Origin of the sequence: Tissierella creatinophila DSM 6911, assembly GCF_001940565.1 — a bacterium.
GTDB lineage: Bacteria > Bacillota > Clostridia > Tissierellales > Tissierellaceae > Tissierella_A > Tissierella_A creatinophila.
The window spans coordinates 1-8445 of the sequence record NZ_LTDM01000031.1; the positions used below are offsets into that span (position 1 = coordinate 1).

Sequence of the window (8445 nt, forward strand, 5' to 3'; positions counted from 1 at the left end):
TACAATACAAAGAGAATACATAGTCACTGTGACATGAAGTCGCCTTATGACTATGAGGAAGAAAATATTATTTAACAGAATATAGATTTATTATGTTTAATTTGTCCTTTTTCTTGACAGAGGACCACTATAGCTAAAAGCAACTATTTAATAAATTCTTCAGGAAATGTAACTGGAGATTATATTTTATTTGCAGGTGGTTTAGAAGATATAATATATTATCAAATTGTAAAATATAGAAATGAAGATATAGAAAAAGAAGGCACAGCTTATATATATAAGGTGAGTAAAAAAGATATTAAAAATTCAAAAAAAGCAATAAATTTAAATGAAAAATTAATTTTTATTTCTGGAAATGATAATATAATTATTACTTCAGATTATATATATGAAGCGCCATTTTATGATTCCGGTAAATTATATGTTAAAAAGAATGATAGTTGGTTATACCATGCCATACCTGGAGTAACAGCGGGAAACGATATAATTGGAGTACATGAAATTAATAAAAATACTTTATTAATTTTTACTAGTGAAGACTATTATTTATATGATTATAAGGAAAAGAAATATATGAAAAATAATTATATAAAAGAATCAGGAATGTATTCAAGTATAAAAAGTTATAAAAGTAAATTCTTTTATTTAGAAAAAATAAATGATAGATACTTTTTACATTTATATGATTATAATGATAAAAAATGATATGGGGTGTTTAAAGATGAGAAAATTGACTGTATTAATTTTTTTATTAATTGGCTTAATATTAATAGTGGGGTGCAATAAAGAAACTTCTGAATTTGAGAAAACAGATTCAAGCGAAACAAAAAAAGAGACAAAACTTTATGAAGAAAAAATTAAAGAATTGGAAGAACAGAATAATGAATATAAGATACTAAATAGTCAGTTAGAAGAAGAATCTGATTCTTATAAAAATTTTGCTAAAGAAACGATAAAACATCTAGATGATGATGAAATTTTAGAATTAGCAAAAAATGAGTTTAGATATAAAATAGAAATTGATGGTAAACCAATTATTGATAATAAAGATATTGAATTCAATAATAGTAATTTTAAAATTAGTATTATTGAAGAACAAAGTATAGTTTCCTCTACTATAGATCCATGGTTTGAAAAAGGAAGTCTTGATGGCGAATATCAAGATCATTTAGAAATAATAGGTATAGAACCAATAAATATTAATTCCACTGATGGAACAATAGTGACAGGATTCATATATGAATTTAAAGATATTCCTGAAAATATAAATTTTAAACTAAAACTGAGTAATCAATTAAAAGAAAGAATTGGTTTAAAAAATTCTATAATAAATATACATGTAAAATAAATAGTTTCTTGCTTTTTAAAATGAATAACTTTAAATTTTATAACGCTTTAATAAAACATATCAGTTTGTCTTAGATGCAATTATGACAAACTGATTAAAAGAGCTGTAACAATTGTAAAGACAAGGATAGAGTAGGTTCACTTATCTGTCATTTTTTATTTTTCTTCTTTGAGCTTGCCTGTAATCGGTGAATAAAAGATGTATTGTATTATTCTAAGATTTTATCTAATAATTTAATTAATTCATCCAATATCAATTCCTCCAAAGTTTTAATATGGACATATTATATTAGAAAATTACCATAGAATCAACTAAAATTGGAAAGAACCATTTTGGGATTGACATTTAAACAAATTTATAATACCCATAAGCAAACCATGTTTTATGTTGCTAATAGAATTATTAGAGATCAATATTTGGCAGAAAATATTGATCATCAAGCTTTTTTAAAGATATACATAATTTAGATAAAATAAATGAAATAAACTGTCACAAATCATCAATCTCATTCGTTAATATAGTATAAGACAAAAAGTGATTTTAAGACTTTGCTTTTAGATTTTAAAAATCTCAATCCTGTGGATAACTTTTTCTCTTAGAAAGATATAAAGATATAAAGATTAAATGCTTTAAAGAAGTAAAAGAATTTACGCTTTTACACCCCAGTAATTGCAATGGATGTCTAGGAGATATGACTACATTTATATTACCATATACTACATTGTGAATATACCATCGCACTAATTGGCATGTAGTTATTACGATGATATAATTTTAAAAAAGAGGTGAGGTTCATGTCTATTCTTATTGATTACCTATCTCTAGAAAGTGAACAGAAGAAAAGACTAGGAAAGCTTCAAATAAGCATTTCTGGTCTTTTGGGTGTGGTAAATAGTAGAAGCTAAATAGTTTAATTATGTAATAAAATCCATTATTAAATTATAGATTCGTTTTTTCCTTGATGTAACGAGTAATTTTTTCAAAATTGCCTTTTTGAATAAAGTATAAATTAATCGAAGCATTACTTGCTTGTAAACGGAGGGAGTAACCGAACATTCCTCTTCCATAAATAAAGGATGAAATCATGTCGAATGCAATCAGTTGTCCATAGTGACCCCTAAAGACATCGTAAGAGTAAAATCCCACGCCTTTTTCAGTGACGAAGCAAATGCCTCTTCGAAACCAAAGGATTTTTGGAAAAGATGTAAAATAAACACCCATCACTGGCGCAATTAATTCTTTATCTAAAAAATCTTTTGCTTGCTCTAAATAGAACTGATCTTTCGAATTGAATGATCTTATTTTAAAGTACTGATTAAACCATGGGATTAATCGATTGACTTTTAACATATATTTTAAATAACTCTCGTCTGATGGATTATTTCGTTTTGATTCTTTGGTAAATATAATGAGAGTCGTTAAAATCAACCAATTGGTTACAATAATACCTAAAGATAGAAAATTAGCAGTCATTAATAAAGATCCCGAAGAGATTAAAAAAATCGAAGAATAAAAGGGATTTCTTACTTTGTTATAGACTCCTAAATCTGCATGTTCAGTTTTTGAAATCTCATCATCTGTTAGAGATTGTTTGATTGTTTTTATTAATAGAAAAAAGCCCACAATAATTAGAAGAATTCCTAGGCTAATAAATAGTGTAATATAAAGCTTTTGATCCGCGTTAAAAAAATTGAATAAATGTCTACTTTTAGTAAAAAATAAGAAAGAAAAAGTTAAGGTTCCTATTAACAATAGTGAGATAAAGCTACCAATTCTTTTATTTTTAATTTTCATATGTAACAATCCTTTACTAGTTGAATTTAATTACTATATAGTGTATCACAAATAACTAGTTGATTTTCTAACAAATAGTACAATTCAAGGTTTTTCTAATCTGATTAATGGAGGAGAGAGTGTATTTATGATAGACTGGCGGTATGATAAAAATATAGTAAGCGAAAGGAAAGATGAGCTTTGGGAAATAATGGATTAGAAAAAGTCGAAAGTCCTTAGTTAGTAGTGGAAACTGCGAAAAGATTTGAAAAAGTCTTAGCTAACCACAGAATCAAATTATTTAATGAAATTAATCATTCAGAAAACATTGGGAAAGTAGACCATGAATTAATGGGAGAAGAAGAGCCCGCTAAATTAGAAAATAAAATACAAGCCATGGTTCAGGAAACAATCGCTTAAATTAAAAGTTTAAATCAATCGTTAAAAATAACCTTCAATACTATTTGAGGGTTCTTTTTAAATAATAAGAACCACAAGCAAAAAAATGGATAAAAAGAGTATATGGTTCAAGGGAGTTCTTAAATGATAATAAAAGATATTGTTTATGATTACATGGTGTAACTCCTAATGAGCTACAAAATATGCCACTCGTTTTAAAATGTCTATTGTAAAAATTAAAGGACTGAAAAGGGTTTAGAAATATGAAGCTTAAAAAGGCTTTTAAATATATTATATTTTTTTGTATTTTATATTTCTCATAAATAACAGTTATTCTATTACAAATGCAGAAAAATATTGGTACTTTTTTAATGGTGATAATTAATGAATCTATAAAAATTTGTGCATTCGAAGAAAATGGAATATTAATAAGTTTTATAAAGGCGATAATTATTGATAATAATTCCCTACAAGATATTTTTAATAAGAATCTAGATACTGATTTATATGTTTTGTAATTTTAAGTTATAAAATAGTTTAAAAAAATGAAGGGATAAAAAATAAAATTAGAAGATAGGGAAAAGCTACAGAATTTAAGTTCTGTAGCTTTTCTTTCAAATAGATAAAAATTATACATTTTCTTGAGAAAGTCTTTGGAGTGATTTTCTATCAAGATGAGTAACATTTGGTTTTGCTTCTGTAAACTTTAAAAGTTCATTAAAAACCATAAATGGATCTTCTTCTAATTTTTCTATTAATGTTTCTAAATCTGGTTTCACAATAATCGAAAAAACGCAGTCTACATTTTCTTTGAATTCTACTAGACTGATACTAATATGTTCAATAACTTTATTATCATCTTCATTAAGTGGTTCGGTAAGGATTGCTTTTATTTTTATAATATTATTACCACCTTCAAATTCATCAGTGTTCTTATAAACATCAATTAAAAACGGGTAGTCATCAAGTTCTGTTTTTCTATTGCAATCCTCAATTAAAACAAAACCTATCGTATAATCCCAGCCATCTTTTTTACTATGGATAAGACGGAAAATTTCAAAATTCTGCATTCTTAGCTCACCTATCAGATATACCTCAGGCATTTTCAAAATATCACCTCATTATTTAAATTATTATATAGCTACTAAAACAATCCTTACTATGAATATGAAAACTTCAATAGCTATAACAAGATCAGCTGCTTTGATAAGAGTAAATAAAAGAACAGGTTTTTATTTTTAAAATACTCATAATAAAACCTTAAATATTTTATTAAATTATATAACACTTTTAAAGTGTTTACTATATTTTGAATTATTTTAAGTATTATTACAATACACTTATCTTTAGATCCTGAGCCTTAAGTTTTTATTTATCCTCAATATATTTAGAGAGTATTTTCATCTAATATAATATTAAGGATAAAGAATGAAAGAGTATTATTTTATCTCTGTCACCTTCTCCAAGATAAAGACAATCATTTTAAAAAAGAATATGATAAAGAAAATAGAGTTAAGCAAGTAAAAATCTAGCTTTGATATTGAGAATCTAAAAAGAAAATCAGAAGAAACAAATAAAGTTGGTAAAAAAGAAGAAAGTAAGACAAAAAGTAATGATAAAATAAGATAGATAGCTATATATATTAATTTAAAACCCAGTTTGCCTTAATAAGAAATTTAAAACAATATTAAATCTATATATCTTGTGATATGATTTCATACAAATGGGGTAATTTTATTATGAAAAATTATAAGAAGTCTATTAGTTAGAACTTTCATTACATTTTTTAAGTTTAAATTCTCATATATTTGAATTTGTCTTAAATGTAATTATGACAAACTGGAAAAAACAGCTATAACAATTGATACACCTAGGATATAAGAGGTTCACTTCTCTATCCTTTTTTATTTTCCTTCCTTGTGTTTGCCTTAAATCATGATATAATCATCTTATTTAAAACTTAGAAAGAAAGTAGATTTTTATGGTAAGTGTTGATCCAATAAGAGATCCTAAAAAGATTGATTCAGTGAAAATATATTTAAAGGAAAATAATATTAGAGATTATACCATGTTTGTGGTTGGAATCAATGTCGCTTTAAGGGAGTTAATATTAAAAAATATTTTAAATTATATTGATATAAAATTTTAAATGGCATATAATTATATTACGTTGTAATACAAAGGAGCGTTTTGATATGCATACTATCAATGTCAGAGTAAATGAAGAAGATAAAAGATTACTTGAAAGCTATGCTAAAACAAATAATAAGACAATATCAGATGTAATTAGAGAGAGTATTGAGGATATAATTGAAAATGAAATACATTTAAAATTGTACCGAGAAGGAATGAAGGAATTGAAAAAAGATTCTACTACTTATACTCATGATGAAGTATTGTCTGAGCTAGGTTTAAAGAAAGAAGAACTGTAATATGTATTATAAAGTTATTTATTCAAAAGAAGCATTTAAACAACTAAAAAAAATGGATAATCACAATAAATTATATATCTTATCTTGGATAGATAAAAACCTAGAAGATTGCAATGATCCTTATGAGAGAGGAAAGTCATTAAAGGAGCAATTTGAAGGTAGTATCAGATATAGAGTAGGAGATTATAGGATTATTACAGATATACAAGTAGATAAATCACTAATATTAGTAGTTAATATAGAGCATAGAAGTAAAGTATATAGATAAGATAAATAAATGTAGAACTAATAAATTTATGAAACTTAATACCTACACTTATACCTTCTAGACACATTCATGAGACTATACTGTATCTAGAAGGGTTTTTTATAAAGAATTTAAAGTGATACTTTTGGATAATGTTTAAAAGGAGATTATTATGAGAATAAGAGAGGAATTATCAATATACAAAACAAATTTACTATACTTTATACTTGCTATGGTATTTTTGCTTGTAGGCGGCATGACTCAGAATGTAAATATATTTTTTGGAGTTTTGGTAACAGAAGTTTTAATTATAGCTCTTCCTAGTATAATGTTTGTAAAATTACAAGGGTTAAATTTAAAAAAAGTATTTAGACTTAATAAGATAGAATTTAAAAATATAATATTAATATTTTTTATAACTATTTTAGTATATCCTATATCAGTATTTTTTCAAACTATATTTGTAAGTATAATAGATTTACTAAGACCTTTAAATCCTGATATTATACCACTACCTGTTGAGATATCACAGACACCTTTTTTATGGGCAGTATTTTTTGTAGCAGTATTGCCAGGTATATGTGAGGAGATTATGTTTAGAGGGACTATTCTTAGAGCTTACGAGAAAATTGGAATAAAAAGAGCTATTATTATAACAGCAATTTTATTTGGAATGTTTCATTTTAATATAATAAATTTTATTGGTCCTACTATTTTAGGTATAGTATTTGGAATAATGGTGTATAAGACAAATTCTATCTATTCTTCTATGATAGGTCATACCTTAAATAATTCTATAGCATTAGTTTTAAATTATTTTATGATGAAAAATATGGATACCATAAATAATATTTCAGGTCAAGAAACAGATGTAGATACTTTACAAACAATAATGGCATTTGCTATAGTAGGAGTGTTTATACTTCTTTTGATAAAAATTGTAAAAACATTATTAAATAAATTGACTCCTTCTACTGTGGAGTATCTAGAAGAAATAGAAACTGAATATGTACACAATAATAACTTCTTGAGTTATACTCCAATTATAATAGTAAGTATAATGTTTTTTATTTTTAATTTCATGTTCATATTTATATAGGAATAAGTTTATCCTTTTTTAATCATAATAATACTTAGGAGGGATAAATTTGAAAAATATAGATATAAATAAAATCAAAAATAAAGGAAAAAAGAAAAAGATAATTACAAAAGATGATATATTAAAATATGAGATAGCAGAAGAACTTGGACTTTTGGATAAAATTGAAGATATGGGTTGGGGAGGTTTAACGGCTAAGGAGACAGGGAAAATAGGGGGTATTATGACATCTAGAAAGAAGAAAAGAAAACTGAAAGAGGAGTAAAGATGAATATATATAATAAATTTGCAAAAGTGTATGATGAGCTTATGAACGACTTTGATTATGAAAATTGGTTTAATTATATAGAAGATATATTTAAAAAATATAAAAAAAGTCCTAAAAAAGTACTAGAAATGGCATGTGGTACTGGTAGCTTATCTTATTACTTTGCTGAAAATGGGTACAAGCTTACATGCTTTGATTTATCAGATGAAATGTTATCAAAAGCATATGACAAGCTAAATAGATATAAAAACGTAAAGTTAGTAAAGCAAAATATGATAGATTTTGAATTTAACGAAAAATTTGAAGCCATAGTATCTATTTGTGATAGCATAAACTATATACTTGAAAAAGAAGATTTGATAAATACTTTTAAAAATGTATATGACCATCTAGAAGATGGGGGGATTTTTACATTTGATATAAATTCCTATTATAAATTGAAAAATACATTGGGAAATAATATCTTTATAGAAGATAGAGAAGATATATTTTATACCTGGGAAAATTTATTTGATGAAAGTTCAAATGTATGTGATTTTTACCTAACTTTCTTCTTAAGGGAAGAGGAAAATTATAAAAGATTTGATGAACATCACAGAGAAAGAGCATATAAAGTAGAAGAAGTACTAGAAGCCCTTAAAATAGCAGGTTTTAAGACAAATCATATCTATGATTGTTTTACTTTTGATACACCTAGGGAAAAGACTGAAAGAATTAATTTTATCTCTATTAAATAGCATGAATAATATCCTTAGATAGTTGCAGAATAGAGTTTTGAAATTATCTAAGGTTATCCACAAAGGGAAATTTAATTCAATAAATAAATATGCTCGTTAATTTTGGAGAATCTAGTTATACACAGAAAAAGGGCATAGAAAA

At 25.3% G+C, this 8445-nt stretch carries 11 protein-coding genes and 1 pseudogene; 10 read left to right on the forward strand and 2 right to left on the reverse strand.

The window, feature by feature from the left end; translation table 11 throughout:
* Positions 1–282 precede the first annotated feature (282 nt).
* Positions 283–705, forward strand: coding sequence for a hypothetical protein (locus TICRE_RS08075; protein WP_075726938.1), 423 nt, complete (start codon positions 283–285; stop codon positions 703–705).
* Between the two features lie 16 nt (positions 706–721).
* Positions 722–1348: a hypothetical protein gene (locus tag TICRE_RS08080; protein ID WP_143583116.1), complete on the forward strand. Its 627-nt coding sequence runs from the start codon at positions 722–724 to the stop codon at positions 1346–1348.
* 939 nt (positions 1349–2287) lie between these two features.
* Here the strand turns inward: TICRE_RS08080 and TICRE_RS08085 are convergent.
* Positions 2288–3142 carry a PH domain-containing protein gene (locus TICRE_RS08085; RefSeq protein ID WP_075726941.1) on the reverse strand — a complete coding sequence of 285 codons (855 nt, stop codon included), beginning with the start codon at positions 3140–3142 and terminating at the stop codon, positions 2288–2290.
* 225 nt (positions 3143–3367) lie between these two features.
* Here TICRE_RS08085 and TICRE_RS13250 point away from each other — a divergent pair, with 225 nt between their 5' ends.
* Both TICRE_RS13250 and TICRE_RS13855 read left to right on the forward strand, forming a co-directional pair.
* Complete coding sequence (locus TICRE_RS13250; RefSeq protein ID WP_158016483.1) at positions 3368–3541, forward strand: hypothetical protein; 174 nt, start codon at positions 3368–3370, stop codon at positions 3539–3541.
* Between the two features lie 80 nt (positions 3542–3621).
* Positions 3622–3690, forward strand: a pseudogene (locus TICRE_RS13855) (hypothetical protein); the annotation flags it as partial.
* A 459-nt stretch (positions 3691–4149) separates the two neighbouring features.
* Here TICRE_RS13855 and TICRE_RS08090 read toward each other — a convergent pair.
* Positions 4150–4629 (reverse strand): hypothetical protein, encoded by a 480-nt coding sequence (locus TICRE_RS08090; RefSeq protein ID WP_158016485.1) that lies wholly within the window; start codon positions 4627–4629, stop codon positions 4150–4152.
* An 872-nt stretch (positions 4630–5501) separates the two neighbouring features.
* Between TICRE_RS08090 and TICRE_RS13255 the strand changes: the two genes are divergently transcribed.
* The 6 genes from TICRE_RS13255 (at position 5502) to TICRE_RS08115 (ending at position 8303) form a co-directional block, all read left to right on the forward strand.
* A complete protein-coding gene (locus TICRE_RS13255) occupies positions 5502–5669 on the forward strand; it encodes a site-specific integrase (RefSeq protein ID WP_158016487.1) in 168 nt (55 codons plus the stop codon).
* A gap of 46 nt (positions 5670–5715) precedes the next feature.
* Complete coding sequence (gene relB, locus TICRE_RS08095) at positions 5716–5952, forward strand: type II toxin-antitoxin system RelB family antitoxin (RefSeq protein WP_075726945.1); 237 nt, start codon at positions 5716–5718, stop codon at positions 5950–5952.
* Between the two features lies 1 nt (position 5953).
* Entirely contained in the window at positions 5954–6220 is a 267-nt protein-coding gene (locus TICRE_RS08100; protein ID WP_075726948.1) for a type II toxin-antitoxin system RelE family toxin, read from the forward strand.
* A 151-nt stretch (positions 6221–6371) separates the two neighbouring features.
* Positions 6372–7298, forward strand: coding sequence for a type II CAAX endopeptidase family protein (locus tag TICRE_RS08105; protein ID WP_075726950.1), 927 nt, complete (start codon positions 6372–6374; stop codon positions 7296–7298).
* A gap of 49 nt (positions 7299–7347) precedes the next feature.
* Positions 7348–7563 (forward strand): small, acid-soluble spore protein, alpha/beta type, encoded by a 216-nt coding sequence (locus tag TICRE_RS08110; RefSeq protein ID WP_075726951.1) that lies wholly within the window; start codon positions 7348–7350, stop codon positions 7561–7563.
* Between the two features lie 2 nt (positions 7564–7565).
* A complete protein-coding gene (locus TICRE_RS08115) occupies positions 7566–8303 on the forward strand; it encodes a class I SAM-dependent DNA methyltransferase (protein WP_075726953.1) in 738 nt (245 codons plus the stop codon).
* Positions 8304–8445 lie beyond the last annotated feature (142 nt).